The organism is Pseudomonas sp. ES1, assembly GCF_050586605.1.
GTDB lineage: Bacteria > Pseudomonadota > Gammaproteobacteria > Pseudomonadales > Pseudomonadaceae > Aquipseudomonas > Aquipseudomonas sichuanensis.
Genome location: NZ_JBOBDM010000128.1, coordinates 1 through 1564 on the forward strand (window position 1 = coordinate 1; position 1564 = coordinate 1564).

Here is a 1564-nt window from a genome sequence, read left to right on the forward strand (position 1 = left end):
GGCTTCAGGGCGATCCCAGAAGTGCGCCACCGAATGCTTGTGCAGGCGACGACCCAAGGCGTCGTAGCTGTAGTCGACCTTGAGCTTGTCGTCGTTGTAACCGGCCAGCCGGTCGAACAGGTCCCAGGTGAAGTGGGCATGGGACCCGTTGTGCAGGCGGTGGATCAGGTTGCCGCGTTCGTCGTATTTGTAGTGGGTGCCGGCGTACTCGCGCAGCAGGTTGTCCATCAGCTTGTTACGGCGTGGATCGGCTTCCAGCGGGCGATTCAGTTCCTGAGTCTTCTGGTCCAGCAGGTTACCGGCCGGGTCGAAGGCGAAGGTTTCCACGCCCAGGCAGCTGGTGGCCTTGAGCAGGCGGCCCACCGGGTCGTACTGGTACTCCAACGGACCACGACGGCTGTCGTTGATGTTGGTCAACTGGCTGGCAGCGTCGTAGCGGTAGTGACGCTTGAGCAACGTGGATTGGCCGTCATGGCTGCCCAGCAGCTGTTCCTGCAAACGCCCTGCAGGGTCCCAGGCCTGGGTTTGCATCAACTTATTGCCCTGATGCCGCACGATTTCGCGGTGCAGATCATCGCGCTCGTAGGCCAGCATCTCGTGTTGGTCGAGGGTCATGCCGAGCAGGTGGCCGCTGCCGTAAGTCAGCCAGCTGACCTTGTGGCCGTCCGGGCGAATCGTCGCGGTGCGCTGGTTGAGGGCATCGTATTGGTGCTGCCACACCGCAACCATCGGCGTCCCGGTGGCCAGGTAGTACTGATGCTCACGGGTCAGGTTGCCGGCTTCATCAAAGAACCATTGCAGCTTGCTGGCGGCGTTCACGGCCTGGATCAGTTGGCCGTTGCCATCGTAGGCGAAGGTTTCGCTCTGGCTCTGGTTGCCCAGGCGGGCCGTACGCTCACTCAATCGGCCCATAGGGTCGAAGGTCAGTTCGATACGGCGCTGGCCAACCTGGGTCGAGGCGAGGCGACCGCTGTGCGGGTCGTACTGGTAACGGGTGACCAGACCATCGAAGCCAGTCTCTTGTAGCAGCCGGCCCACCGGGTCGTAGAGGAAGGTGGCCTTGCTCGCGTTCTCGTTTTCCAAGCCGATCAAGCGGCCAAGCTTGTCCCAGCGATAACGCAGGGTGTGTTCGTTGGCGTCGATGCGTTCGCTCAGCAGGCCTGCGGCGCTGTAGGCCCAGGTGGTGCAGCGCTCGAGGGCATCGACATGCGCCAGCAGGCGGCCTTCGGCATCGTAGCTGAAGCGCTCTTCGGTCTGGTCCGGGTGGGTGACCTTGGCCAACTGGCCGGCCTGGTACTCGTAGGCGGTCTGGTTGCCGGCTGCGTCAAAGAATGCGGTCAGCTGGCCAAGGGTGTTGTAGGCCCAGGCACTGCTCTTTCCGGAGCAGTCGGTGTACTCAAGCAACTGCCCGGCGTCGTTGTAGGCGAGTTTCTTTTCGTTGCCCAGCGCATCCTTGATCGCCTTGACCAACCCGGCCGGGGTGTAGGCGAACTCGGTCTTGTTGCCCAACGGATCGACGCTCTCGACCAGGTTGCCGCGCTCGTCATAGTCGCGTAACCACAGA

1 pseudogene is annotated in these 1564 nt (G+C 62.6%); it reads right to left on the bottom strand.

Annotated elements, in window-relative coordinates:
• Nucleotides 1–1564: pseudogene (locus ACQ4N9_RS26445) on the bottom strand (RHS repeat-associated core domain-containing protein); the annotation flags it as partial.